23 protein-coding genes are annotated in these 23367 nt (G+C 69.9%); 7 read left to right on the top strand and 16 right to left on the bottom strand.

Annotated features, from left to right (window positions below):
• The first annotated feature begins 67 nt into the window (after positions 1-67).
• The gene (locus QFW81_RS08240; RefSeq protein ID WP_280578222.1) at positions 68-1348 is read left to right on the top strand and encodes an O-antigen ligase family protein; all 1281 of its coding nucleotides are present in this window, start codon (positions 68-70) and stop codon (positions 1346-1348) included.
• A gap of 12 nt (positions 1349-1360) precedes the next feature.
• Positions 1361-2635, top strand: coding sequence for a pyridoxal-dependent decarboxylase, exosortase A system-associated (locus tag QFW81_RS08235; protein WP_280578221.1), 1275 nt, complete (start codon positions 1361-1363; stop codon positions 2633-2635).
• Between the two features lie 171 nt (positions 2636-2806).
• Here the strand turns inward: QFW81_RS08235 and QFW81_RS08230 are convergent, their stop codons facing one another.
• From QFW81_RS08230 to QFW81_RS08200, 7 genes are all read right to left on the bottom strand, one after another.
• Positions 2807-3646: an acyltransferase gene (locus QFW81_RS08230; protein WP_280578220.1), complete on the bottom strand. Its 840-nt coding sequence runs from the start codon at positions 3644-3646 to the stop codon at positions 2807-2809.
• Complete coding sequence (locus tag QFW81_RS08225; protein ID WP_280578218.1) at positions 3643-4944, bottom strand: outer membrane beta-barrel protein; 1302 nt, start codon at positions 4942-4944, stop codon at positions 3643-3645. Before QFW81_RS08225 ends, QFW81_RS08230 begins: the two co-directional genes overlap by 4 nt.
• 20 nt (positions 4945-4964) lie before the next feature.
• Positions 4965-5729: a P-loop NTPase family protein gene (locus QFW81_RS08220; protein ID WP_280578217.1), complete on the bottom strand. Its 765-nt coding sequence runs from the start codon at positions 5727-5729 to the stop codon at positions 4965-4967.
• Positions 5730-5739: 10 nt separating this feature from the next.
• Positions 5740-7323, bottom strand: a complete 1584-nt coding sequence (locus QFW81_RS08215) for an XrtA system polysaccharide chain length determinant (protein WP_280578216.1) — start codon at positions 7321-7323, stop codon at positions 5740-5742.
• On the bottom strand, positions 7323-7943 hold the full coding sequence (locus tag QFW81_RS08210; RefSeq protein WP_280578215.1) for an XrtA/PEP-CTERM system exopolysaccharide export protein: 621 nt from the start codon (positions 7941-7943) through the stop codon (positions 7323-7325). The genes QFW81_RS08215 and QFW81_RS08210 overlap by 1 nt, the downstream gene beginning before the upstream one ends.
• Positions 7944-8036: 93 nt before the next feature.
• Complete coding sequence (locus QFW81_RS08205; protein WP_280578214.1) at positions 8037-9044, bottom strand: NAD-dependent epimerase; 1008 nt, start codon at positions 9042-9044, stop codon at positions 8037-8039.
• 18 nt (positions 9045-9062) lie between these two features.
• The gene (locus QFW81_RS08200; RefSeq protein WP_280578213.1) at positions 9063-10352 is read right to left on the bottom strand and encodes a nucleotide sugar dehydrogenase; all 1290 of its coding nucleotides are present in this window, start codon (positions 10350-10352) and stop codon (positions 9063-9065) included.
• Positions 10353-10550: 198 nt separating this feature from the next.
• On the opposite strand from QFW81_RS08200, the gene galE reads away from it, so the two are divergent.
• A complete protein-coding gene (galE, locus tag QFW81_RS08195) occupies positions 10551-11570 on the top strand; it encodes a UDP-glucose 4-epimerase GalE (RefSeq protein ID WP_280578212.1) in 1020 nt (339 codons plus the stop codon).
• On the opposite strand, the gene QFW81_RS08190 is transcribed toward galE, so the two are convergent.
• From QFW81_RS08190 to QFW81_RS08165, 6 genes are all read right to left on the bottom strand, one after another.
• On the bottom strand, positions 11552-12412 hold the full coding sequence (locus tag QFW81_RS08190) for an alpha/beta hydrolase family protein (protein WP_280578211.1): 861 nt from the start codon (positions 12410-12412) through the stop codon (positions 11552-11554). The genes galE and QFW81_RS08190 overlap by 19 nt on opposite strands.
• On the bottom strand, positions 12409-13227 hold the full coding sequence (thiD, locus tag QFW81_RS08185) for a bifunctional hydroxymethylpyrimidine kinase/phosphomethylpyrimidine kinase (RefSeq protein ID WP_280578210.1): 819 nt from the start codon (positions 13225-13227) through the stop codon (positions 12409-12411). Before thiD ends, QFW81_RS08190 begins: the two co-directional genes overlap by 4 nt.
• Before the next feature lie 34 nt (positions 13228-13261).
• Entirely contained in the window at positions 13262-13519 is a 258-nt protein-coding gene (locus QFW81_RS08180) for a helix-turn-helix domain-containing protein (protein WP_280578209.1), read from the bottom strand.
• Between the two features lie 183 nt (positions 13520-13702).
• Positions 13703-14590, bottom strand: coding sequence for a DUF4097 family beta strand repeat-containing protein (locus tag QFW81_RS08175; RefSeq protein ID WP_280578208.1), 888 nt, complete (start codon positions 14588-14590; stop codon positions 13703-13705).
• A 37-nt stretch (positions 14591-14627) separates the two neighbouring features.
• The gene (locus QFW81_RS08170; protein ID WP_280578207.1) at positions 14628-15188 is read right to left on the bottom strand and encodes a hypothetical protein; all 561 of its coding nucleotides are present in this window, start codon (positions 15186-15188) and stop codon (positions 14628-14630) included.
• Positions 15185-15769, bottom strand: coding sequence for an RNA polymerase sigma factor (locus QFW81_RS08165; protein WP_280578206.1), 585 nt, complete (start codon positions 15767-15769; stop codon positions 15185-15187). Before QFW81_RS08165 ends, QFW81_RS08170 begins: the two co-directional genes overlap by 4 nt.
• A gap of 550 nt (positions 15770-16319) precedes the next feature.
• On the opposite strand from QFW81_RS08165, the gene QFW81_RS08160 reads away from it, so the two are divergent.
• The 4 genes from QFW81_RS08160 to QFW81_RS08145 are packed head-to-tail and all read left to right on the top strand — an operon-like array spanning position 16320 to position 20213.
• Positions 16320-17150: a hydroxypyruvate isomerase family protein gene (locus QFW81_RS08160; protein ID WP_280578362.1), complete on the top strand. Its 831-nt coding sequence runs from the start codon at positions 16320-16322 to the stop codon at positions 17148-17150.
• 29 nt (positions 17151-17179) lie between these two features.
• Positions 17180-18865, top strand: a complete 1686-nt coding sequence (locus tag QFW81_RS08155; RefSeq protein WP_280578205.1) for a GMC oxidoreductase — start codon at positions 17180-17182, stop codon at positions 18863-18865.
• The gene (locus QFW81_RS08150; RefSeq protein WP_280578204.1) at positions 18865-19440 is read left to right on the top strand and encodes a gluconate 2-dehydrogenase subunit 3 family protein; all 576 of its coding nucleotides are present in this window, start codon (positions 18865-18867) and stop codon (positions 19438-19440) included. The genes QFW81_RS08155 and QFW81_RS08150 overlap by 1 nt, the downstream gene beginning before the upstream one ends.
• Before the next feature lie 35 nt (positions 19441-19475).
• Positions 19476-20213, top strand: coding sequence for a 3-keto-disaccharide hydrolase (locus QFW81_RS08145; protein WP_425603991.1), 738 nt, complete (start codon positions 19476-19478; stop codon positions 20211-20213).
• An 84-nt stretch (positions 20214-20297) separates the two neighbouring features.
• Here QFW81_RS08145 and QFW81_RS08140 read toward each other — a convergent pair whose 3' ends face one another.
• From QFW81_RS08140 to QFW81_RS08130, 3 genes are read right to left on the bottom strand one after another with little or no spacing between them, the layout of a single operon-like run.
• Positions 20298-21086, bottom strand: coding sequence for a gluconate 2-dehydrogenase subunit 3 family protein (locus QFW81_RS08140; RefSeq protein WP_280578203.1), 789 nt, complete (start codon positions 21084-21086; stop codon positions 20298-20300).
• The gene (locus QFW81_RS08135) at positions 21086-22765 is read right to left on the bottom strand and encodes a GMC family oxidoreductase (protein ID WP_280578202.1); all 1680 of its coding nucleotides are present in this window, start codon (positions 22763-22765) and stop codon (positions 21086-21088) included. The genes QFW81_RS08140 and QFW81_RS08135 overlap by 1 nt, the downstream gene beginning before the upstream one ends.
• On the bottom strand, positions 22762-23349 hold the full coding sequence (locus QFW81_RS08130) for a 3-keto-disaccharide hydrolase (protein ID WP_280578360.1): 588 nt from the start codon (positions 23347-23349) through the stop codon (positions 22762-22764). The genes QFW81_RS08135 and QFW81_RS08130 overlap by 4 nt, the downstream gene beginning before the upstream one ends.
• Positions 23350-23367 lie beyond the last annotated feature (18 nt).

Genomic DNA, 23367 nt, shown 5'->3' with positions numbered 1-23367 from the left:
CGGGCGGCATGGGTGCGTCGACGCCCGGCGCAGGGCGTGGTGCTCGCGGCTGCGCGGAGCGGCCGTCATGCTGATGTTCGCGCTGATGGTGGTGTACCTGGCGCTGGTGCTGATCCGGCCGCAGGAATACCCGGACTCGCCGCTCGCCGCGGTGCCCTTGCTGCCGCTGGCGCTGATGCTGGCGCTTGGCGTGTGGCTGCTGTCGCGCAACAAGCGCTTCGATGCACCGCAGTACCTGCTGCTGCTGCTGTTCCTGGTGGCCACCAGCCTCTCGGTCCTGCTGACCGGGTGGAGCGGCGGCGCGCTGCAGCAGTTCACAAACTTCGCCGCGATTGTGGTCTCGTTTTTCCTGCTTGCGAACGCGGTGGACACGCGCGAGCGGGTGGTGATGACGATGGCGGTGTTCGTGATCTGCGCCTCGGTGCTGGCACTGCACGGCGTGGAGCAGGTGGCGCTCGGCACCGGCTGGACCGGCGCGGAACTGGTCAATGACGGGCGCATCCAGTACGTGGGCATCTTCAGCGATCCCAACGACCTGGGCATGCTGTTCGTCATCAGCATGCCGATGGCGGCCTACCTGGGCGCGCGTGGCGGACTGATGGGACTGCGCCGGCTGTTCTGGTGGTCGCTGTGCGCGCTGCTGCTGTACGGCGTGTACCTGACCCAGTCGCGCGGCGCCCTGCTGTCGGTGGTGGCGATGGGCGGCACGTACGTGCTGTTCCGGCGCGGCTGGTTCGCGGCCGGGGCGCTGGGGGCGGTCGCGCTGGCGGGGCTGCTGATGATGCCCTCGCGCGGCAGCCAGATCGACGCGGGCGAGGAGTCCGCGGCAGGTCGCGTGGAGGCCTGGTACGAGGGCCTCCACATGTTCCAGGCCAACCCGCTGTTCGGTGTCGGCACCGGCCGGTTCACCGAGTACCATTACCTCACCGCGCACAATTCGCTGGTGCTGGTCCTGGCCGAAAACGGGATCATCGGGCTCACGATCTGGCTGGCGTTCGTCGGCTACTGCTTCTGGATGATGGTCCGGATCCTGCGCCACGACCCCGGTTTCGTGGAGGGCGAGGAGGAGCAGGCGTGGGATTGGATCGAGGATCGCAGGATCACGCTGGCGCTGATGGTGTCGCTGGTCGGGTTCTTCACCGCCGCGTTCTTCCTCAGCCGCAGCTACGTGATCCTGCTGTACCTGCTGGCGGCCGTGGTGGTCGCACACTTTTCCGTGGTGCGCGACCGCACCCCGGGCCTGGCGGGATTCTCTCTGGGCGCCCACCTGGTGCGCTGGCCGGTGATGGCGGTGGCGACGGTGGTGGGGCTGTACGTGTTGGTCAAGGTGCTGCTGGCGATGGGCTGAAGCAGCCGGAATGTGCATGACGCGCGCGATGCGCGTCCTGCAACGGGAGTGGTGGTGGACGTGAAGGCCGAGACTGGATCCGCGATGCCGGCGTGGGAACGCGACGCGCGCGGCGAACTGCTGGTGGCGGGTCAGCCGTTGTCGCGGGTGGTGGCGGCGGTCGGTTCGACGCCGTGCTACCTGTACGACCGCGAGCGGATCACGCGCCGCGTGCGCGGCCTGCGCGGCGCGATGCCGCCTGACGTGCTGCTGCACTACGCGATGAAGGCCAATCCGATGCCGGCGCTGGTGGGACACGTGGCCGGGCTGGTGGACGGGCTCGACGTCGCCTCCGCCGGCGAGCTGCGCGTGGCGCTGGACACCGGCATGGCACCTGAGCACATCAGCTTCGCCGGGCCGGGAAAGTCGGACGCGGAGCTGGCGCAGGCGGTCGCGGCCGGGATCCTGGTGAACGTCGAGTCGTTCCGCGAGATCGCGATCCTCGCCCGCGCCGGCGAACGACTCGGCTGCCGCCCGCGGGTGGCGATCCGGGTCAATCTGCCGTTCGAGCTCAAGGCCTCGGGCATGAAGATGAGCGGTGGCGCGCGCCAGTTCGGCGTCGATGCCGAAGCGGTGCCCGACCTGCTGCGCGAGGTCGCCGGCGCGGACCTCGGCTTCGAGGGGTTCCACATGTTCGCCGGGTCGCAGAACCTGCGCCACGCCGCGATCGTCGAAGCGCAACGCAAGTGCTACGAGCAGGCGCTGGAATGGCAATCGTTGCTGCCCGCGCCGGTGCGCAGCCTGAACCTGGGCGGCGGCTTCGGCATTCCCTACACCCCCGGCGAGGGCGCGCTCGACCTTGGCCCGGTGCTCGACAACCTCGGCGAGCTGTCGCAGCGGCTGCAGGGCGACTGGCCCGGCGGGCACATCGTGATTGAGCTCGGACGCTACCTGGTGGGCGAAGCGGGCGTGTACGTGAGCCGCGTGATCGACCGCAAGGTCTCGCGCGGACAGGTGTTCCTGGTGGTGGACGGCGGCATGCACCACCACCTCGCCGCAACCGGCAACTTCGGCCAGGTGATCCGGCGCAACTATCCGGTGGCGGTCAATCGCACCGACCTGGGCACCGAAACCGCCAGCGTGGTCGGCCCGCTGTGCACGCCGCTGGACCTGCTGGCCGACCGCATGGAACTCGACCGCGCCGAACCCGGCGACCTGGTGGTGGTGTTCCAGTCCGGCGCCTACGGACGCAGCGCCAGCCCACGCGCGTTCCTGAGCCATCCCGAGGCGGTCGAAGCGCTGGTGTAGCCGCGGCGCAGACGCTGCCTGGTTTCCTGCGCGCGGACGATGACCGCGCGACTGGCGCCGGGGGGCCGGGACGAGGTCCGGTGATACGCTGCGAGGGGGCCGTCGCCGTCCTTGGGCAGCGGCGCTCGGGACAGGCGCGCGAACGCTGCGGCCCGGGTGGTCCCTGACGGATCAGGCGGCGCTGCTGCGCGCCGGAGATTGCGCGGCGGCGTCTGCCGGCGTCTCCGTCGCGGCCGGCACGGGCGCGCGCGCGGGCGCCGCGGTCACCAGGTGCGCGCGGTCCGGCGGCGGGGTGAGCGTGCCGATGCGCCGTGCCGGATTGCCGGCGACGATGGTGTACGGCGCGACCGTGCCGGCCACCACCGAATGCGCCGAGATGATGCTGCCCTCGCCGATCACGCTGCCCGGCAGGATCAGCACCTGCGAGCCGATCCAGGCATTGTCGTGGATCGCGACCGGCTTGACGTCCGCTTCGTCCGGCGGCGCACCGGCGGCACGCCGGGCCGGATCGGCCGGATGGCCGCCCGAATCGCGGATCGTCACTCCGCCGGCGATCTCCACGCCCTCGCCGATGGTCACTTCCTTGCCCACCACGATCCTGCAGTCGTGGGCGATGTCGGTGCGCGCGCCGATGCGCAGGCGGGGCCGGGCGACGAAGCGCGCGGCGAAAGTCACCGACAGCTTGCCGCTGATGTGGACGTGGTCGCCGACCTCGAGATCGCCCTTGCCCTGGATCCAGGGCACGTAGATGCCGGTGGTCACATGACGCCCCAGGCGCGTGCAGTAGGCCTTGAACAGCGGCTCTGCGACCAGCAGCCGGCGCGCGCCGAACACCAGCGCTCGCAGGCCGAGGAACAGCCACAGGTAGGGCAGCACCAGTACCCGCGGCGCCGGTAGGGTGAAGTCGCGCAGGCCGCGACGCAGTGCACGCAGGTTCGCGGCGAGCGGATGCGGCGAGCCCGCCAGCCACTGGCGCGGCGAAGGGCGGACGGGCGACGCGGGCTCGCTCATCGGTTGCGGTAGGTCAGGTTGAGGTAGACCACGTTCTGCTCGAAGTCGCCGACCGCGGCCGAGCTCTCGCGCTCGTAGCGGGTCACGCTGAGGTTCGTGCTCCAGTGCCGCGACCATTCCTTCTCCAGGCCGATCGCGTAGAGGCGATCGGTCTCGGTGCGTCCTTCCGGCGCGCCGAACTCGCTGCGGTTGGTGTAGGCCGAGCCGCTCAGCACCAGCGTCGGGCGCAGGCGGTAGCGCAGCGACGCGCCCGCCCCACGGCTTTCTTCGCCGGACGCTGCTTCGTCGACGTAGTCGAGCTCCTGCGCAGTGCCGTTGAACGAGACCGTCAGGCGCGTGCCGGTGTAGGTGTAGTCCACGCCGATCGAGCGCTGTTCGTAGGCATATGCGGTGATCGTGGTATTGCCCGTCAGCACCGATGCCGGCACGCCGGAGGTGGTGTCGATCTGGTCGAGTGCGTTGACGGCCGCGTCCGAGAACTGGTTCGCCAGGGCGACCGAAAAGCGGCTGCGTTCGGTCGGCTCCCATCCGAACGCCGCGCGCAGCAGCGGATCGCCGCGGGTCTGCCCGTCCTCGTAGTCGAGATAGGCGTAGCCAGCGTCGACGGTCATGTCGAAGCGGCGGAATACGTGCCGGTAGCCGACGAAGGCCTCGTAGCGACGGTGATCGCGAGCGAACTCGTCGTTGTCGAAGTCGACCTGCTGGCCCTGCATGTTCCAGGACAGGGTGCGCGTGGCATCGAGCTCCTGCAGGATGCGCAATCCGGCCAGCACGCGGTCGGAATTGAACTCCTGGGTGACCTCGGCGTCACTGTTGATGTAGCGCAGTTCGGCCACGCCGCGCCGCGCGGGGCCGAGGCCGAACTGCAGGTCGGGGCCGACCGACAGCACGTTCACCTGCTGGCGGTTGTCGGGCGAACCGGGTGCGGTGCGGTTGATTGTCTGCACGCCGTAGCTGTCTTCGAGCACCAGCGCCAGGCGGTCGGGCACGACCATCCAGTTCAACCGGCCCTCGAACATGCGGTCGGTCAGGTTGTCGTACACGTCCTCGTAGCGGCGGTGGTCGATGCGGCCGATCATGCTCGCCTGCACCGTGGACGAGGCCTGCTCGAGCGCGAACCCGAACCCGACCCGGGCGATGTCCTGCTCGATCTGGTCCTCCGCGCTCAGCGTGACGTTGTCGTCGTGCTCGTAGCCGGCGTCGATGGTGTAGTCGATGCGCACGGCGTGCGCGGCGCCAGGCACGGCGCCCGCCATCGCGACTGCGATCAGGGTGGTCGGGATCCGGCGGGAGGTCATGGCGGGCAGTCCGTCGCGGTTCAATGGAGGTCGTTGAAGACGACGCCGGCCAGCTTGTCCGGATCGAAGTTGGCCGCCGCCTTCTCGATCTGGTCGGTGGTCACGCGCCCGTAGCCGGCCACCAGCACGATCAGGTCGGCCAGGTCGGACAGGATGCGCGCGTCGGGCGAGCGCAGCACGGGCGGGCTGTCGAGCACCACGTAGCGGTTGGAGTGGCTGCTGCGCAGCGAGTCCACCAGGGTGCGCATGCGCAGCGACGAGAACGACTCGCCCGCGATCTCGCGCACGCTGCCGGCCGGCACCAGGTACAGCCGCGGCAGGCCGGTGCGGTAGTGCACCTGCTGCAGTTCGCCGACGTTGCCTTCGATGTAGTCCATCAGGCCGCCCGTGGGTGCCTCGACGTCCAGTGCGGCATGCTGCGCCGGGTGCAGCGCGTCGCAATCGACCAGCGTCGCCACCTTGGTCTCGTCGAACGCGAACGCCGCGGCGAGGTTGCGGGCGACGAAGCTCGCGCCGCAGCCCGGCACCACCGGAGCCACCAGGGTGACGAAGTTGGTCTCGCCGCGCTGGGCGAGCAGGCGCGTGCGCAGGTCGCGGAACGCGTCCGCCTGCACCCGTGCCGAGTCGTTGCGGTGGATCAGCCGGCGCTCCTCGAGCGCGCGGGTGGTGAGCGCCTGCGGCTCGGTGGCACGGACGATCGAGCGCGACGTCCCGCCGTCGGGGGCATCGGCCGCATCGTTCGGATACGCATTCATCTGGTGGTCCTGGCGGGTATGGAGTTGCATGGGCGTGCGCTCAGGCAGCCGCGAGCTTGAGAGCGAAGACCAGCCCGTAGACCACGAACACGCTGCAGACCATCGCCGCGCTCATGGCGAGCCTGAGCGACTGGCGGCGACGCTCGCGCGGCGTGGGGTAGGGCGGAATCACGGTGAGCAGCGTGTACGGCGTGCGCGTCTGGATCTGGCGCGGCGAGCGTACCCGCGGGTCGAAGCGCGCGAGCAGGAACAGCAATCCCAGCGGCAGGCCGATCGCGAGCACCGCGCCGGCCGCGGCGATGTGCATGAAGCGCAGCCCGCTGGGACGCAGCGGCACCGTGGCCGGGTCCTGCACGCGCAGGGTCAGGCCGCGGTTCTCCTGGTCCAGGCCCATCGACACGCGGGCGTTCTCGCGCCGGCGCAGCAGATCCTGGTAGATCTCGCGGTTCACCTCGTAGTCGCGGGTCAGCTCGGCCAGCGCGCTCTCGGAAGCGGCGATGCGCCGGCTGCGGTCGAGCTCCTGGTCGAGCAGCGTCTGCGCCACGCCCATGCGCGAGCGGATGCCGGCCGCTTCCCGTCGCGCCTGCGCCTGCTGGCTGCGCAGCTCGTTGTACAGCGGGTTGAGCTGGGCTTCTTCGCTGCCGGTCGCACCGCCGCCCTGGGCGCGGCGCTGCTGCTCGGCGGCGAGCGCGCGCTGCAGGTCCTCGATCTGGTGGCGGATGCGCACCACGTCGGGATGGCGTTCGGTGTAGGTCAGCATCAGCCGGTCGAGTTCCGCGCGCAGTTCGATCAGCTGGGTGTTGAACAGGTTCTCGCGGGTGTGCACCGCGGTCACCGCCGACTCGCCGGACAGCTGCGAGGTGATCGCCTCGGCGCGCGATTCCTGTTCCAGCAGCTGCATGCGCGACTGCTCGACCTGGCTGCGCAGCGAGGTGATGCGGGTGTTGGTGTCGGTCGCACTGCCCGGCTGTGCATCGGCGTTGCGGGAGCGGTAGTCCTGCAGGTTCTGCTCGGCGCCGGTGAGCTTGGCGTGGTATTCCTTGACCTGCTTGTCGATGAACTCGTAGGCGTCGCGGCTCTCGCGCGCCTTGGTCGCCAATGTCTCCTCGATGAACAACGTGCTGAAGGCGTTGGCGACGCGGTAGGCGCGCTCGGGGTCGGTGTCGCGGTAGTCGATCTGCACCAGGTCGCCGCGCGGGGCGTTGACCATGGTGTTGTTGCGGATGTCCTCCATCAGCTTGTCGCGCTGGAGCGGGGTCAGGTCGCGCTCGGTCCAGCCGCCGACCTCGAGGATGCGCTCGAGCACGCGGCTGCTGTACACGATCTGGCGTGCGCGTCCGGCGCGGTCGGACACGCCGGTCGGGACTGCGCGGCCCTCCAGCAGCGGCTGGATGATGTCGCTTTCCTGGGCCAGGATCGTGGTCGACGAGGTGTAGTTGCGCGGAATGATGATCAGCCCGATGAACAGGGTCAGCAGCATCACCACGGCGAAGGTGGCGGCGATGGCGAGGATCCGCTTGCGCGCTTCCTTGTAGAGCACGACCAGCAGTTCGTCCGGCTTGAGGTCGTCGGCCTTGCGGGCCTGGGCCGGCGGCCGCGCCGCCGGCAGCGATGAAGGCGCCATCAGAACGTGCGCTCCGGGATGGTGATGACGTCACCCGGGGCGACCGGGTAGTTGGTGTCCAGTTCGCCGCGGTTGAGGATCCGGTCCAGGCGCACCGCATAGGACGTGGTGGTGGCGTCCTCGTTGCGGCGGAACAGGTCGGCGCGATCGGGCGCGGCGAACTCGGTCACGCCGCCAGCGGCGAGCACCGCATCGAGCACGGTCATGCCCTGGCGATAGGGGATCGACACCGGCTGCCGCACCGCGCCGGTCACGCGCACCCGCGAGAGGTATTCATGGCTGCGCAGCTGGGTCAGGATCACCGCCACCTGCGGGTCGCGCACGTACGCGCCCAGCTTCTCCTGGATGTCGGCAGCGACCTGGTCGGGCGTGCGGCCGCCGGCGACGACGTCACCGACCAGCGGCACCGAGATCCTGCCGTCCGGGCGCACCGGTACGGTGATCCCCAGCTCCGGGTTGCGCCAGACCGACACCTGGACTTCGTCGTCGACCCCGATCAGGTAATCGTCGAGCAGGGCCTGCACCGCGGGCGGCGGCGAGGACGACTGCGGCACGCTCGACGCGCACGCGCCGAGCAGGGGCAGGATGAAGAAGGCCGCGACGAGGCGGAGCATGCGCATTGGTGAGTCCCCGTGGTGTTTCCGATACGAAGACAAACGCGAAAACACCGCTGTCGCGGACACCGCGGCGCCAGGCGCGCGGGCGCGCCGCGTTCAGGCGCCGTAGAACGCCCGGTACCACTCCACGAAGTTGCGCACGCCGGTCTCGATCGGCGTGGCCGGCGTGTAGCCGGTGTCCCGCTGCAGCGCCGAGACGTCGGCCTCGGTGTCGGGCACGTCCCCCGGCTGCATCGGCAGCAGGTTCTTCTCGGCCTTGCGGCCCAGGCAGTCCTCCAGCACCTCGATGTAGCGCAGCAGCTGCACCGGGCTGTGGTTGCCGATGTTGTAGACGCGGTACGGCGCGCTGGACGATCCGGGGTTGGGCAGGAACGGGTCGTAGTCGGGATCGGGGCCGGGTACGCGGTCCAGGGTGCGGATCACGCCCTCGACGATGTCGTCGACGTAGGTGAAGTCGCGGCTGTGCCGGCCGTGGTTGAACACGTCGATCGGCCTGCCCTCCAGAATATTCTTCGTGAACAGGAACAGCGCCATGTCCGGTCGGCCCCACGGGCCATACACGGTGAAGAAGCGCAGGCCCGTGGTCGGCAGCGCGAACAGGTGGCTGTAGGTGTGCGCCATCAGCTCGTTGGCCTTCTTGGTGGCCGCGTACAGGCTCACCGGATGGTCGACGCTGTCCTCGACCGCGAACGGCAGCTTCCGGTTGGCGCCGTAGACCGAACTCGACGAGGCGTAGACCAGGTGCTCGACGCCGCCGTGGCGGCAGGCCTCGAGCACGTTGGTGAAGCCGGTGATGTTGCTGTCGATGTAGGCATGCGGATTCTCCAGCGAATAGCGCACGCCGGCCTGGGCGGCCAGGTTGACCACCCGCTGCGGACGGAAGTTGGCGAACGCGCGCTCCAGCGTGCCGCGGTCCTCGAGCGCGCCCTTGACGAACGAGAAGCCGGGGACGGGCAGCAGCCGGTCCAGGCGCGCCTGCTTGAGCGCCGGATCGTAATAGTTGTTGAGGTTGTCGAAGCCGAGCACCTCGTCGCCGCGCTCGGCCAGGCGGTGGCTGAGGTGGGAACCGATGAAACCGGCGGCGCCGGTGACCAGGACGCGCATGGAAAACTCCTTGGAAGGTCAGAGGCAGCCGTCGACGCGCTCGCGCGGCAGCGCGCGCTTGACGTCGAACACGATCGCCTCGGGCTTGCACAGCGCGCGCACGCCGTCCGCGCCCAGGGCGACGAACTCGCGGTGGGCGACCGCCAGGACCACGGCGTCGTAGCTGCCGGCCGCGGGCTCGGCGACCGGATCGATGCCGTACTCGTGGCGCGCCTGCGCCGGCGAGACCCACGGGTCGTGCACGTCGACCTCGACGCTGTAGGTGCGCAGTTCGTCGATGATGTCGGTCACGCGCGTGTTGCGCAGGTCCGGGCAGTTCTCCTTGAATGCCAGGCCCAGGATCAGCACCCGGGCCCCGGCGGTGCGCAGGCCGCGCTGCTGCATCAGCTTGACCACCCGCTGCGCCACGTGCGCGCCCATGCTGTCGTTGAGCCGGCGCCCGGCCAGGATCACTTCGGGGTGGTAGCCAATCTCCTGCGCCTTGTGCGTCAGGTAGTACGGATCCACGCCGATGCAGTGGCCGCCGACCAGCCCGGGGCGGAAGGGCAGGAAATTCCACTTCGTGCCTGCCGCCTCGAGCACCTCGTGGGTGTCGATGCCGAGCCGGCCGAAGATCAGCGCCAGCTCGTTGATCAGGGCGATGTTGACGTCGCGCTGGGTGTTCTCGATCACCTTCGCCGCCTCGGCCACGCGGATGCTCGAGGCCTTGTGGGTGCCGGCGGTGACCACGCTGGCGTACAGCGCGTCGACGAAATCGGCCACTTCGGGCGTCGAGCCCGACGTCACCTTGAGGATCGTCTCCAGCCGGTGCTCCTTGTCGCCCGGATTGATGCGCTCGGGGCTGTACCCGGCGAAGAAGTCCCGATTGAACGCCAGCCCGGATTCGTGCTCGATGATCGGCACGCACACTTCCTCGGTCGCGCCCGGATAGACGGTGGACTCGAAGATCGCGACCCCGCCACGGGCGATCGCGCGGCCGACGGTGCGGCTGGCCGACTCCAGCGGACGCAGGTCCGGCCGCTTGTAGTTGTCGATCGGGGTGGGCACGGTGACGATGAACACGTTGCACGTGGCCAGATCCGCCGGATCCGACGAACAGGCGAGGTGGGTGGAGGCGCGCAGTTCCTCGGGCGACATCTCCAGGGTGTGGTCGTGGTGGCGGCGCAGGTCGTCGATGCGCGCGGCGTCGATGTCGAAGCCGAGCGTGGGGTACTGGCGGCCGAACGCGGCGGCCAGGGGGAGTCCCACATAGCCCAGGCCGATGATGGCGATGCGGACGTCGTTGCGGTCGGGAAGGGTGGCGGTCATCCGGTCGGCTGTCGTTGGTGGGCGGGCGCAGTCTAGCGGACCGCGGCCGCGCGACCGTCCGGCCGCGGACGGGGATCGGATCCACGCATGCGCCAATGCACAACGCGGGATGCGACCGCGACAGGCCAGCGCGCACCGCGACCGGAACCCGCCCCGGGTGGTGGATAATGCGCGCCGGACACGAGTCGGACCCCGCGCATGCGCATCCTGGTCTTCGGCGGCACCGGCTACATCGGCAGCCACACCTGCATCGAACTGGCCGCGCGTGGCCATGACCTGGTGGTGGCCGACAACCTCAGCAACAGTTCGCCGCGGGTGCTCGAGCGGCTGCAGGCGATCATCGGCGCGCCGCTCGCGTTCCGCAACGTCGATCTGCGCGACCGCGAGGCGACGCGCACGCTGCTCGCCGGTGCCGGATTCGACGCGGTGGTGCATTTCGCCGCGCTCAAGGCGGTGGGCGAGTCCTGCGAGCGGCCGCTGGACTACTTCGACAACAACATCACCGGCACGCTGAACCTGCTGCAGGCGATGCGCGAAGCGGGCGTGGCGCGGCTGGTCTTCAGTTCCTCGGCCACGGTCTACGGCGATCCGGAGCGGGTCCCGGTGGACGAGGACGCGCCGCTGCGGGTCACCAACCCCTACGGCCGCACCAAGCTGGTGATGGAGCAGCTGATCGCCGACCTGTGCAGCGCCGAGCCCGGGTTCCAGGCCGGCGTGCTGCGCTATTTCAATCCGGTCGGCGCGCACGGCTCGGGTCTGATCGGCGAGGATCCGGGCGGGGTGCCGAACAATCTGATGCCCTACATCTGCCAGGTGGCGGTGGGCCGGCGCCCGGCGCTGAGCATCTACGGCGGCGACTGGCCCACGGTCGACGGCACCGGTGTGCGCGACTACATCCATGTGCTCGACCTGGCCCGTGCCCATGCCGATGCGCTGGACACGCTGGAGCGCACCGGCGCGGGGTTCACCGTCAACCTCGGCACCGGCACCGGGGTGAGCGTGCTGCAGCTGGTACAGGCGTTCGAACGGGCGTCGGGGCGCGCGGTGCCCTACGAGATCGTCGGCCGCCGTCCGGGCGACGTGGCCGAGGTCTACGCAGACCCGGCACGCGCGCAGTCGCTGCTGGGCTGGCGCGCCACCCTCGACGTCGACGCCATGTGCCGCGATGCCTGGCGCTGGCAGTCGATGAATCCGACCGGCTACGCCGAGCCCGGTTGAGCCAGCAGCCGGTCGACGACGGCGTCGGGCGTCTTCATCCAGGCGTAGTGGTCCGCCCGCGTGCCCGCCGCGTGCGCGTCCATGCAGATGGCCTGCGCCGGCGCCGCCGGCATCCTGGCGAGCAGGAAGTCGAGCGAGCCGCGCGGCGCCAGCCAGTCCTGTGCGAGCAGCACGGCGCGTACCGGTCGGATCACGCGGGACATCGCGGCCTCCAGGTCCACGTCCAGGCCCTCGGCGGCGTAGCGGCCGCTGAGCGCGGTGCGGGCCCAGTCCCGGATCACGCCGGCGGCCTCGTTGCCACCGAACCCGATCCGCCGGCCCGGCAGCGCGCCGCGCGTGCGCGCCAGCCAGGGCAGGAACCGGTAGGCCAGCGGCAGCAGCAGGCGCTGCGGCATCGGGAAACTCCGCCAGTAGGGCGCGCCGCTGGCGACCAGCCACAGCGCCGCGGCCGTGTCGGGCGCCATCGCAAGCCGGCAGCAGGCCAGCTGCCCGCCCAGGCTGTGGCCGCCGATCAGGTGCGGCGGGTTGTTCAGCAGCAAGCGCCTGGCAGCGGCCTGGCTGGCGGGAAGATCGTGCAGCAGCAATTCGCGGTAGCCCCAGTCGCAGCCTCGCCCGGCGCGCACGTCGCTCGAGCCGTGGCCGCGCCATTCATGCACGAACACGGCGACCCCGCGCTGCGCGAGCGCGTCGGCGAACGCAAGATAATGGCGCGCGGCCACGCCCAGCGCCGGCAGCCACAGCAGTGCCTGCCGGGGGGCCTGCGGAACCCGTGCGAGCAGTCGCCATCGGTGGCCGTCGTCCGCACGGACGTCGGTCTCCAGGGTGGACACGACGGGACTCACGCGCGGGGCGCCGCGCCGATGTGGTCCAGCACCCGCACCTCGCCGCGTCCGGGGCGGTAGCCCAGGCGCAGGGCGTGACCCACGTACTCGATCGCTTCGGCGGCGGCCTGCGCCATCGGCATGCCCTGGCACAGCCGCGCCGTTACGGCCGAGGCCAGGGTGCAGCCGGTGCCGTGGCCTTCGATGGGCAGGCGGTCGTGGACGAACCTGGCCTCGCCGCCCGCGTCGCGGTAGCGGTCGATCACCTGCGCGCCTTCCTCCAGGTGCCCGCCCTTGAGCAGGACCGCCCGGCAGCCCATCGTCTCCAGCGCTTCGAGTGCGCTCTCCGCGGCGGCTGCGTCCGCGATCCGCATGCCGGTAAGCAGCTCGGCTTCCGGGATGTTGGGCGTGAGCAGGTCGGCGCGCGGGATCAGCCGCGTGCGCATCGCTTCGAGCGCCTCGTCCTCCAGCAGCTTCGCGCCGGAGGTGGCGACCATCACCGGGTCCAGCACCAGGAAAGGCGGCCGGTGCGTCTCCAGCGCGTCGGCGACCGCGTGGATGACGGCCGCGTTCGCGAGCATCCCGAGCTTGACCGCCCGGATGCGGAAATCGTCGAAACACGCGTCGATCTGCGCCCGCAGGAAGGCCACCGGCGGGACATGCACGGCGGTGACGCCGCGGGTGTGCTGCGCGGTGAGCGCGGTGATCGCCGACAGCCCGTGCACGCCGTGCGCGGCGAAGGTGCGCAGGTCGGCCTGGATGCCGGCACCGCCGCCGGAATCGGATCCGGCGATGGTCAGGGCGGACACGGGAGGCGAAGGGGCGGCGGATGACATGCCCCATTGTGCCGCGCCACCGGGTCGTCGTGCGTCAGGCGTCCGTCGCAGCCTTCAGGCGGACGCCGCGGCCGCGGCCGCGGCTGGGCTGGTCGTTGCCGATCAGCTCGATGCCGGCCGTGTCCAGGGCGCCGACCACCTTCGCCAGGGTGCCCGAGACGCTGTGCACGGCGCAGGGAGCGGCCTCCATGCGCTGGACCGTCGGCAGCGACACGCCGGCCAGTGCGGCAAGCTGGCGCTGGTCGATGCCGAGCATCGCGCGTGCGGCGCGCAGTTGGAGGGCGGTAATCATCGGGAGATCTCCCGATGATGATGCCTCGCTATCCCGAAGTTCTGCCAGTGCCGCCGGGCGTGATCGAAGATGATGCCTCAGGCATCGTCCATCGCATCGGGACCGACCGCACCCGGAACGGCCGCGCCCGCAGGCGCGCGCGGGGATTCAGTGCCGGCAATGGGCCGGGCGGGGCAGTTCGGCTCACTCCAGGACCAGCTCCGCGTTGCCGGAGAAGGTTTCCATCCGGATCTCGCCCGCGCCATCGCCGAAGGTGTGTTCGAAGCTCGAGCCGGGCCCGTATTTCGGCTTGTCGATCTGCACCCCGGGGGCGCGCAGGTCGCCGCTGAAGCTCTCGGCGCTGACCCGCGCCGACACCGCCGCCGGCAGCGCGAGGCGGATGTCACCGCTCACCGATTCGGCACTGATGCGGCCGCCCGGGGCCAGCCCGCCGGTGTAGCTGGCGCTGCCCGACACGCTGCTGGTGGACAGCCGGCGCGTGGATTCGCCGCGCGAGTCGATGCGGATGTCGCCCGAGACGGTCTCGGCCGAAATCTCGCCCTCGATGCGCCCGCGCAGCACGATGTTGCCGCTCACGCTCTCCACTTCGACGTTGTCGGAGTTGAGGTTGAGCTGCAGGTTGCCGCTGACGCTGCTGATGTCGGCCTCGCGCGGCGCGCCCACGGCCACCACGTCGCCGCTGACGCTCTCGATGTCCAGCGTGCGGCCGGCGATGCCATTGACGTCGATGTCCACGGCGACGCCGTCCACTTCCAGTTCGACCTGGCGCGGCACCTGGAGCAGCAGCGTGGTCGGTTCGGTATTGCGGCTGTTGCGCGGGTAGCGCACCTTGACCTCGAGCGACTTGCGGTCGCCTTCGACCTGCAGCCGCTCGACGCCGTCGCCGAGGCTGCCGGTGATCTTCACTTCCTCGCGGTCCCAGGCGCGCACTTCGATGCGCCCTTTCACGTTGGACACTTCCAGCTGGCCGCGCGCGTCCAGCGGGCGGGTCTCGTCGATCGGGGTGGCGGCGAAGGCGGGCGCGGTGCCCAGGCAGGCGAGCAGGGCGGCGGTCAGGGTCAGGGCTTTCATCGGGATCTCCTCGAATGTGGGGCGTCGCGGCCGGGCATCAGGCCCGGGCCAGGCGTTGGGTCAGCGACAGCCGCTGCGCGTACACACGCTGCAGGCGCTGGAGCAGGAATACGGCGTCGGGATCGTGCGCCAGCGCCTGGCGCACGTCGTCCGCGCTGCGGTCGAGCTCGATCAGGGCGGGGTGGCCGGCGACCGGCGGACGCGCCGCGGTCAGCTCGCGCAGCGCGCCTTCGTACTCGCGGGCCATGGCATCGGCCTGCACCACCAGCGGGGCGGGCGTGCGGGGTGCGTCCGCGGGCGCGGCGCCGGGAGCGGCCGCCGGAGTGGGTGCGGGCGCCTCGACGGGAACGGGCACCGCGGTATCGGGCCGCAACTGCCATCCCAGCCCCAGGGCCAGCGCCAGCACCGCCGCCGCGGCCAGGGCCGGTAGCGCGCGCGGGCGGGCCGCAGGGCGGACGGGCGGCTGCCGGGGTTCGACCGCCAGGCGCGCGCTGAGGTCGGGCCACAAGTCGCGCGCCGGCGGCTCGTCGCGCCGCAATCCGCGCAGTTGCAGGCGCAGCGTGGCGGGCAGGTCGTGGTCGGTCGGGTCGTGGGTCATGCGTGGTCTCCCAGCTTCGCGCGCAGCAGCCTGCGGGCGCGATGCAGTTGTGCCTTCGAACTGCCGACCGCCATGTCCAGCGTGCCGGCGATCTCCTCGTGCTTCCAGCCTTCGATGTCGTACAGCACCAGCACCGCGCGTGCCCGTGGCGGCAGGCTGGCCACCGCCTGCTCAAGGTCCATCGACAGCGCCGTCGCGTGGCCGGCCGAGTCGACGCTGCCGACCGCGTCCAGTGCGTCCTCGTCGGTGTCCATGCCCGGGGCGCTGCGGCGGCTGCGCAGTTCCATCAGCGCGGTATTGGCGGCCAGCCGGTGCAGCCAGGTGCCGAACGCGCTTTCGTACCGGAACGTCGGCAGTGCCTGCCAGGCGCGGACGAACGCTTCCTGGGTGAGATCCTCCGCGCGCGCATGCTGGTGGCCCACCAGACGCAGGATCACGCCGTGCACGCGCCCGGCATGGCGCCGGTACAGGGTCTCGAACGCCGCCATGTCGCCGCCGGCCGAGGCCCGCGCCAGCGCGTGGTCCAGGTCGGTCGCGGAGCCCGCCTCTTCCGGGGATGCACTCATCGTCGCCGTCAGCATATCGAGTCCGATGCGGGCGCGCGGGCCAGGGTTTAAAGCCGCTCTGTTCCACACCGCGCAGCGGCAAGCGCCGCGCCGCTCCCAACCGGCCTGCCGGGCCCGGAAGTTCAGCGGGCCCCTTTCAGGAGTCCATCGCGCGGGTCATCCACGCCGCTTGCCCAATGCCGGATACGCCGGCTGGCGGGCGACGGAATCCACCGGCGGACCTTGCAATCGGGCGCGCTGTTGCTATCGTGCAATCGATTGCATCCGAGCGGATTCGTGTGTCTGTACCGGTTGGGAGGCCGGTGGAGCATGGGCGTTTCGTCGACCAGACCGAATGCGGCTGCCGCGCCTCGCGCGCGCGCTCCCGTCACCGCGATTCATGAACCTGTCTGCCGGCGGTTGCCCCGGTGGCCGCGCGACGTATCTTCCATGCCTAGGCGGCGGCACCGCCCGGCGGACGTACAGTCCGCCGGGGCGGGCGCAATGCCGGAACCGCCATTTGGGCAGACCCGGGAGGCCTGACTTGAAGCACACATTCACCCGGCGCGACGCGCTGCGCGCCACGATGGTGGGCGGACTGGGACTGGCGGCCTCGGGTCTGGTGCCGGCGGCCGATACTCCCGTCCAGCCGCTGAAGGGCAATCTGAAGCATTCCGTCGCGCGCTGGACGTTCGGGCAGACGCCCATCGCCGAGCTGTGCCGGATCGTGAAGCAGATCGGCTTTTCCGCCATCGACCTGGTCGGCCCGGACGACTGGTCCACGCTGAAGTCGCATGGCGTGGACAGTTCGATGTGCAACGGCGCCGAACTCGGGCTGGAGCAGGGGTTCGCGGACACCCGCTTCCATGACGAGCTGGTGGCGCGCTACACCCGCCATATCGACCTGGTGGCCGATGCCGGCTACCGCAACCTGATCTGCTTTTCCGGCAACCGCGGCGGCATGGACCCGGCCGAAGGCCTGGCCAATTCGGCCGCCGGCCTCAAGCGCCTCCTCGGGCATGCGGAAAAGCGCGGCGTCAGGCTGGTGATGGAACTGCTGAACTCGCGCGTCGACCACCCCGACTATCTGTGCGACCGCTCCGCCTGGGGCGTCGAGCTGTGCGAGACGCTCGGGTCGGTCCACTTCGGCCTGCTCTACGACATCTACCACATGCAGATCATGGAGGGCGACATCATCGCCACCATCCGTCGCCACCACCGCTGGTTCGTGCACTACCACACGGCGGGCGTGCCGGGCCGGCACGAGATCGGCGAGGACCAGGAACTGAACTACCCGGCCATCTGTCGCGCGATCCGCGAGACCGGATTCGACGGGTACATCGCACAGGAATTCATGCCGTCGGCGCCGGATCCGGTCGCCTCGCTGCGCGAGGCCATCCGGCTGTGCGACGTGTAACCCCCGCCTCAACCAGGAACACAGTCTCAATGGCGAACAATGATTACGACGCGATCGTCGTCGGCTCGGGCATCAGCGGCGGCTGGGCCGCCAAGGAACTGGCCGAGAAGGGACTCAAGGTGCTGATGCTCGAGCGCGGCCGCAACATCGAGCACATCAAGGACTACGTCAACGCGCACAAGGAGGCGTGGGACTACCCGCACCGCAACGTGCCCACCCAGGCGATGAAGGAAGCGCACCCGGTCCTGCGCCGCGACTACCCGCTGTCGGAGAGCACCTACGGGATGTGGGCCGACGAGAAGGACTGCCCGTACACCGAGACCAAGCGCTTCGACTGGTTCCGCGGCTACCACGTCGGCGGTCGCTCGCTGATGTGGGGCCGGCAGAGCTACCGCCTCTCGCGGATGGACTTCGAGGCCAACGCGCGCGAGGGCATCGCCGTCGACTGGCCGATCCGCTACGAGGACCTCGCGCCCTGGTACGACCACGTCGAGACGTTCGCCGGCATCGCCGGCACGGTCGAAGGCCTGGACGTGCTGCCCGATGGCAAGTTCCTGCCGCCGGTGCCGCTGAACGTCGTCGAGAAGGATGTGGCCGCGCGCATCCGCAAGGCCTTCGGCGGCAGCCGTCACATGATCCACTCGCGCACCGCCAACATCACCGAACCGCGTCCGGAGCAGGGGCGGGCCAACTGCCAGTACCGCAACAAGTGCATCCTGGGCTGCCCCTATGGCGCCTACTTCTCGACCCAGTCGGCCACCCTGCCGGCTGCGATGCAGACCGGCAACCTCACCCTGCGCCCGTTCTCGATCGTGCGGCAGGTGCTCTACGACAAGGATCGCAAGCGCGCGCGCGGCGTCGAGATCGTGGACGCCGAGACCGGCCAGACCTACGAGTACACGGCCAAGGTGATCTTCCTCAACGCATCGAGCTTCAATTCGACCTGGGTGCTGATGAACTCGGCCACCGACGTGTGGGAAGGCGGGCTGGGGTCCTCGTCCGGCGAGCTGGGCCACAACGTCATGGACCACCATTTCGAAGCCGGCGCCCAGGGCGTCGTGGACGGCTTCGAGGACAGGTACTACTCCGGACGCCGCCCCTGCGGCTTCTACATTCCGCGCTTCCGCAACGTCGGCGACGACCGCCGCGACTATCTGCGCGGCTTCGGCTACCAGGGGGGCGCGAGCCGCCAGGACTGGTCGCGCAGCGTCGCCGAAATGGGCATCGGCGCGGGCCTGAAGCAGGCCGCGAGCGTGCCGGGCGACTGGAGCATCGGCATGACCGCGTTCGGCGAGATGCTTCCCTACCACGACAACACCATCCGCCTGGACCACGGCACCAAGGACAAGTGGGGCCTGCCGGTGCTGGCGATGGACGTGTCGATCCGCGACAACGAGCGGGCCATGCGCAAGGACATGGCCGCCGATGCCGCCGAGATGCTGGAAGCGGCGGGCGTTCGCGACGTGCGGACCTACGAAGCCGAGCCCGCGCCCGGCCGGGCGATCCACGAGATGGGCACCGCGCGCATGGGCCGCGACCCGAAGAGCTCGGTGCTCAACGGGCACAACCAGGTGTGGGACGCGCCCAACGTGTACGTGACCGACGGCGCCTGCATGACCTCGGCCAGCTGCGTGAACCCGTCGCTGACCTACATGGCATTGACCGCGCGCGCCGCCGACCATGCGGTGCGCGAACTCAAGGCGGGGAACCTGTGATGGACCGTCGCGAACTGCTGAAGATGATCGCGTCCGCCACCGGTGTGGCCATGGTCGGCATGCCGGCCTTCGTGCTCGGGCAGGCGCCCGTCCCGCAGGCCGCCGCCGGCTTCACCGCCGACGAAGTGGCGCTGCTGGACGAGATCGCAGAGACCATTATCCCGCGCACCGACACGCCCGGGGCGAAGGATGCGGAGGTGGGCTCGTTCATGGCGCGCTTCGTCACCGACTGCTACACCCCCGAGGACCAGGCCGCCTTTCGCGCCGGGCTGGCGGACCTGGACCAGCGCGCGTCCGGAAGCTTCATGGCCCTGCCGCCCGCGGCCCGCCTGAAGATGCTCACCACGCTGGACCGGGAGGCGGGCGAACAGGCCCGCCGGGCGTGGGTGGCCGCCGACGGATCCGGCAGCGGGAGCGGGATGCACTCCTTCACGATGATCAAGCAGCTGGTGCTCTTCAGCTTTTTCACATCGGAGGTGGGCGCCACCGAAGTCCTGCGCTACGACCCGGTGCCCGGGGGCTATGACGGTGACCTGCCCTACGAGCCGGGCACGCCGGCATGGGCGACACGATGATGCGCCGCCGCCGTCACTCTTCGCCACGCCACCACATGGCCGCACGCGCGCTCCTGCTCACCGCTGGCATGGTGGCCAGTGCCGCTGCGCTCGCCCACGATCCCGCGGCCGATCCGGAGAAGACCGAAGCCTGGACCCCGGTGCCGGCGGTCGTGGCCACGCCCGTGGGCGCGGCGCCGTCGGACGCGGTGGTGCTGTTCGACGGCAGCGGCCTGGCCGCGTGGGAGTCGGAGCAGGGCGGTGATGCGCCGTGGCGCGTGGCCGATGGCGCGCTCACCGTGGTGCCCGGCAGCAAGGGCATCCGCACCCGCCAGCGCTTCTGCGACATCCAGCTGCACGTCGAATGGCGCAGTCCGGCGCAGACCCGCGGTGTCGACGGCCAGAACCGCGGCAACAGCGGCATCTTCCTGCAGGAGCTGTACGAACTGCAGGTGCTCGACAGCCACGACAACCCCACGTATCCCAACGGCCAGGCGGCCTCGATCTACAAGCAGGCGATCCCGCTGGTGAACGCCTCGCGCCCGCCGGGCGAATGGCAGTCCTATGACGTCATCTGGAAGGCGCCGCGCTTCTCCGAAGGCGGTGGCCTGCTGTCACCCGCGCGCATCACCGTGCTGCACAACGGCGTGCTGGTGCAGGACGACACCGTCATCGCCGGCACCACCGAATACCGGGGGCCGCCTTCGTATTCTCCGCACGGCTGCGCCCCGATCTCCCTGCAGGACCACGACTCCGAGGTCAGCTTCCGCAACATCTGGGTGCGGGAACTCTAGCGGCGCGCGTAACCCCGGACCCTTCCGGACAGCGAGCGATGGTGCTGGTGCGGTCGCGCGCTGCCCGGATGCCGGGTACGACGGTCAGCCCACGGGATAGGCGAACTCGCTGAGCCCGAGGTCCGCCAGCACCGTCTCCAGATGGCCGTAGGCTTCCGGCGTCGGGCCGGGGTAATCGCCGGCAATGGCCACGTTGCCCATGTAGCCGATGTCCTGCATGCCGTCCGGCGTGCAGAAGTAGGCCGCCAGGACCAGGTTGCGCAGCCGGGAGAACGCCCCCGCGATGCGTTGGAACTGCCGTGGGGTCTGGTCGTTGCGATACGCGATGTCGTCGATGATCGCCAGCTGCTGCGCCGTGTCCAGCGCCGCGAACGGCTGCGAGAAGCGCAGGGCGGCTTCGTCGTCGAGCCAGGCGAGGGCCGACAGCACGGTCAACCGGTCCTGCTGCTGGTCGGGATAGGGCGCGCTCACCCATTCGTCGACGACTGTCGGCACCTGCGCCGCGGATGCCGAGGGCGACTCGCCTTCCGCCGGCACGATGATGTCCGACAGCACTGCCAGCAGCGACAGCTGTGCGGGCGTCAACGTCAGCGGCCAGGGCGTTTCCGGCGGCACCATCAGGTTCGGATCCTTGCCGTAACCCTTGGCCGTCACCGGCTGCAGGTCCAGCTCCGGCCAATGCCCCTCATCCGCGAGGCTATCGGCGGCATCGCCCGTCGATGGCGACGAGCAGGCGGACAATGCAGGCAGCATGGCGCTTGCCGCCAGTGCGGCCAGCAGCTTCAGCGAATCGCGTCGGGTCAGCTTGTGCGCGTACACGGGCGCGTCGCTGTCGGTTCGGGCGGCAATGCCCTTGTCCTCTGGGTTCGGCATCACAGCGCCCCCGTCTTGAGCTGGTCGGCCAGCCAGGCGCTGTTGCGCATCGCCAGCGTCATGATGGTCAGGGTACAGTTCTTGTGCGGATTGGAGGCGAACACGCCGCCGTCCATCACGAACAGGTTGGGACAGTCCCAGGTCTGGCCCCACTGGTTGGTCACCGAGTCCTCGGGTGAGTCGCCCATCCGGGTGGTGCCGACCTCGTGGATGATCTCGCCCCCCTTCTTGATCGCCTCTTCAGCGGCAGGCAACTCGCCGACGGTCGCGCCCATGGTTTCCAGGATGGCCTTGGCGGTCTTGAGGCCGTGCTCGACCTGCTTGAGTTCGTGCTCGGACCATTTCCAGTGGAAACGCGGCACCGGGATGCCCCATTTGTCCGTGACGCTCGGGTCGATGTCCATGTAGCAGTCGTCGTTCGGCAGCATCTCGCCACGGAGCGCAAAGTGCACGTAGGCACCGTAGTGCGCGCGCACCTGCTGTTTCAGCGCGGGGCCATAGCCTTGCAGGTCGCCACTGACATAGGCGCCCGGCTCGCCGAAGCGTCCGCCCAGTTCGAAGTGGTAGCCGCGCGGGAAATCCAGTTCTCCGTTGGCATGCGCCTGGTGGCCCCACCAGGGTATGAACAGGTGGTTGGCGGTGTGGCCGTCCTCGTTGTAGCGCGGCCGGTCCATCAGGGCCGGGACCAGCGCCGAGAGGCCCGCGCCGGTGGAGTCCATCAGGTTGCGACCGACCTGGCCGCTGGAATTGGCGAGTCCGTCGGGATGACTGGCGTTCTTGGAATTGAGCAGAATGCGCGCCGTCTCGCAGGCGCTGGCGGCCAGGACCACCACCTTCGCGTCCACTTGCCGTTCGGTGCCGGTCGTCTTGTCGACATAGCTCACGCCCGTGACGTTGCCGCCTGCATCGGTGGTCACGGTCTTGACCATGGCGTCGGTGATGACCCGCAGGTGGCCCGTGGCCTGCGCCATCGGCAACAGCGAGGTGGTGGTCTGGAACGCCGCGCCGATCGAGCAGCCGTAACCGCAGGGCGTGGCCCAGAAGCAGGGCGCGCGCTGATCCAGCGCCCGGGTCAGGATGGCCCGGTGCATCGGCGCTGCCTCGATGCCGTGCTTCTTCGCCGCGGCGGCGATCAGCAGTTCCGGTATCCGTGGCGTCGGGGCCGGCTGCAGGACCCCGTCCGACGACGGCGGCATGTCGTCCAGGCCGGTATTGGTGCCGCAGACGCCCACCAGTGCTTCGGTCTTGTCGTACCAGGGGGCGATCTCGTCGTACTCGAACGGCCAGTCGGCGCCGAGGCCGTCCCGGCTCTTTGCCTTGAAGTCGTGTTCGCTGAAACGCAGCGCGTACCGGCCCCAGTGGTTGGTGCGCCCGCCCAGCATGCGCGCACGCCACCACAGGAACTCGGTGCCTTCGGCGGTGGTGTAGGGCTCGTCCGGCACCTCCCAGCCGCCGCCCACGGTGGAATCGTAGAAGCCGAAGTCCTTGTCCGGCGTGGAAGCGCCCATCAGCGGTGCGTCGCCATTGGGCCGGAACATCGGCGTTTCCGTGGTCGGGTCGTAGTGGCGGCCGGCTTCGAGCAGCAGCACCTTGTGGCCCTGGCGGGTCAGTTCGTACGCGGCCATGGCGCCGCCGGCGCCGGAGCCGACGACCAGCACGTGGTGGGCGAAATCGTTCATCGCTTCAGTTCTTTGATCTTGAGGTTCTTGAACCACACCACGTCGCCGTGGTCCTGCAGGCCGATATGGCCACTGGCGTTGGCGGCGAATCCCGCCCAGTCGGCGAACTTGCTGGCCGCCACCAGCCGCTTCCACTCCGCGCTGCCGATCTCCACCGATGCGGTCTGCACGCCGTTCTGCCAGATGGTCAGGTGGCCCTGGTCGAGCAGGATGCGCACGCGGTTCCACTCACCCGCGATCCGGTGCGAGGCCGGTGGCGAGGCGATCATGTCGTACAGGGAGCCGGACAGATGGGTGTCCAGTTCGTTGTCGGGATGGCGCTCGTTGTCGAGGATCTGGATTTCCGGCGCGTGCGAGTAGATGTGTTCGCCGGTCTCGTCCGCCAGGATGAAGATGCCGCTGTTGCCGACTTCCGAAATCTTCCAGTCCAGCCTGAGGTCGAAATCCTGGTAACGGGCCTTGGTCAGGATGTCGCCGCCGCCTGCGCCGGTCAGCTTGATGGCGCCATCCTCGATGATCCACTTGTCGCCAAGCCCCTCCTGCTTGAAGGTGCGCCACTGCGACAGATCCTTGCCGTCGAACAGGAGTTGCCAGCCGTCGGC

It is taken from the genome of Luteimonas kalidii (genome assembly GCF_029887935.1).
GTDB classification, from domain to species: domain Bacteria; phylum Pseudomonadota; class Gammaproteobacteria; order Xanthomonadales; family Xanthomonadaceae; genus Luteimonas; species Luteimonas kalidii.
Note: the sequence above shows the minus strand (reverse complement) of the source record. Positions and strands in the feature narration are given on the sequence as shown.

What these genes read in the sequence shown, in the direction of transcription:
- galE (WP_280578212.1), top strand. Translation starts at nt 10,551, where the DNA reads ATGCGCATCCTGGTCTTCGGCGGCACCGGCTACATCGGCAGCCACACC.
- QFW81_RS08230 (WP_280578220.1), bottom strand. Translation starts at nt 3,646, where the DNA reads ATGAGCGAGCCCGCGTCGCCCGTCCGCCCTTCGCCGCGCCAGTGGCTG.
- QFW81_RS08220 (WP_280578217.1), bottom strand. Translation starts at nt 5,729, where the DNA reads ATGCAACTCCATACCCGCCAGGACCACCAGATGAATGCGTATCCGAAC.
- QFW81_RS08170 (WP_280578207.1), bottom strand. Translation starts at nt 15,188, where the DNA reads ATGACCCACGACCCGACCGACCACGACCTGCCCGCCACGCTGCGCCTG.
- QFW81_RS08140 (WP_280578203.1), bottom strand. Translation starts at nt 21,086, where the DNA reads ATGCCGAACCCAGAGGACAAGGGCATTGCCGCCCGAACCGACAGCGAC.
- QFW81_RS08210 (WP_280578215.1), bottom strand. Translation starts at nt 7,943, where the DNA reads ATGCGCATGCTCCGCCTCGTCGCGGCCTTCTTCATCCTGCCCCTGCTC.
- QFW81_RS08160 (WP_280578362.1), top strand. Translation starts at nt 16,320, where the DNA reads ATGGTGGGCGGACTGGGACTGGCGGCCTCGGGTCTGGTGCCGGCGGCC.
- QFW81_RS08205 (WP_280578214.1), bottom strand. Translation starts at nt 9,044, where the DNA reads ATGCGCGTCCTGGTCACCGGCGCCGCCGGTTTCATCGGTTCCCACCTC.
- QFW81_RS08175 (WP_280578208.1), bottom strand. Translation starts at nt 14,590, where the DNA reads ATGAAAGCCCTGACCCTGACCGCCGCCCTGCTCGCCTGCCTGGGCACC.
- QFW81_RS08240 (WP_280578222.1), top strand. Translation starts at nt 68, where the DNA reads ATGCTGATGTTCGCGCTGATGGTGGTGTACCTGGCGCTGGTGCTGATC.
- QFW81_RS08150 (WP_280578204.1), top strand. Translation starts at nt 18,865, where the DNA reads ATGGACCGTCGCGAACTGCTGAAGATGATCGCGTCCGCCACCGGTGTG.
- thiD (WP_280578210.1), bottom strand. Translation starts at nt 13,227, where the DNA reads ATGTCATCCGCCGCCCCTTCGCCTCCCGTGTCCGCCCTGACCATCGCC.
- QFW81_RS08215 (WP_280578216.1), bottom strand. Translation starts at nt 7,323, where the DNA reads ATGGCGCCTTCATCGCTGCCGGCGGCGCGGCCGCCGGCCCAGGCCCGC.
- QFW81_RS08200 (WP_280578213.1), bottom strand. Translation starts at nt 10,352, where the DNA reads ATGACCGCCACCCTTCCCGACCGCAACGACGTCCGCATCGCCATCATC.
- QFW81_RS08145 (WP_425603991.1), top strand. Translation starts at nt 19,476, where the DNA reads ATGGCCGCACGCGCGCTCCTGCTCACCGCTGGCATGGTGGCCAGTGCC.
- QFW81_RS08155 (WP_280578205.1), top strand. Translation starts at nt 17,180, where the DNA reads ATGGCGAACAATGATTACGACGCGATCGTCGTCGGCTCGGGCATCAGC.
- QFW81_RS08165 (WP_280578206.1), bottom strand. Translation starts at nt 15,769, where the DNA reads ATGCTGACGGCGACGATGAGTGCATCCCCGGAAGAGGCGGGCTCCGCG.
- QFW81_RS08225 (WP_280578218.1), bottom strand. Translation starts at nt 4,944, where the DNA reads ATGACCTCCCGCCGGATCCCGACCACCCTGATCGCAGTCGCGATGGCG.
- QFW81_RS08180 (WP_280578209.1), bottom strand. Translation starts at nt 13,519, where the DNA reads ATGATTACCGCCCTCCAACTGCGCGCCGCACGCGCGATGCTCGGCATC.
- QFW81_RS08135 (WP_280578202.1), bottom strand. Translation starts at nt 22,765, where the DNA reads ATGAACGATTTCGCCCACCACGTGCTGGTCGTCGGCTCCGGCGCCGGC.